This is a genomic window from Vibrio sp. 10N.222.55.C7 (assembly GCF_041473335.1).
Taxonomy (GTDB): Bacteria; Pseudomonadota; Gammaproteobacteria; order Enterobacterales; family Vibrionaceae; genus Vibrio; species Vibrio crassostreae_C.
Genome location: NZ_JBFRSC010000133.1, coordinates 1 through 740, shown reverse-complemented (window position 1 = coordinate 740; position 740 = coordinate 1). Strand labels below are relative to the sequence as shown.

Annotated in this window: 1 protein-coding gene and 1 pseudogene; both read right to left on the bottom strand. The window is 40.8% G+C overall.

From position 1 onward, the window contains the following. On the bottom strand, positions 1-588 hold a 588-nt coding region (locus AB4482_RS23030), incomplete at its 3' end, for an alanine racemase (protein WP_372181805.1). Further along, positions 585-740 (bottom strand): annotated as a pseudogene (locus tag AB4482_RS23025) (DUF1611 domain-containing protein); the annotation flags it as partial. The gene AB4482_RS23030 and the pseudogene AB4482_RS23025, both read right to left, overlap by 4 nt.

Here is a 740-nt window from a genome sequence, read left to right as displayed (position 1 = left end):
TGAAATAATTTCTAGATTGATCCCAAATGTAGCTTCAATTCCATCGGCAAGATCAGAAAGAATATTCATATTTTTATCATCTGGAGCGACACCATACCGACAAGCTAAATTCGTACCAATTCCTTTTATCGTGATGTTTGGTAAAGAAATAATCTCACGGATAAAATCAATCACGCGATTAGGCATCACACCTTCTCTGAGATCGCCAAGCTCAACCATAATAATAATATCGTGACGGCAATTTTGTTGTTCCGCTGCATGTGAAAGCCTCTGAATCACTTCAACTTCAGAGTTTAAACTCATATCACTGTATTTTATTACGCTCGCCACTTGACTGAGCATGGGTGTACGTATCAGCATTTTGGGGATAGAAATGCCAGATTCAGTCATCTTTTGAAGATTTTCGATTCTTGAATCGGCTAACATTGGTGCGCCAGCATCAATAAGAACTTGTGCGATGATAGGGTGGCCGAGGAAGGCTTTTGTTACAGGCGTAACGGATATATTTTTCAGTGAGAGCTGAGTAATCAGGAATTGAGCGTTATGGTGAACTTTCCCACAATCGATGTCTAACCTAGGGTAGTTCACCCTTTTTCGGCCAGTTTACTTTCTATTATAGGGAAAGCTGACGTTACGATGTGCAACAGATGTTCGACAGGTTGTGACAAGACATCAGTAACAGGTAGACCAAATTCGGTAGCGTAACTGTCTATCACACTGCGTGTTTCATCCAACGACAT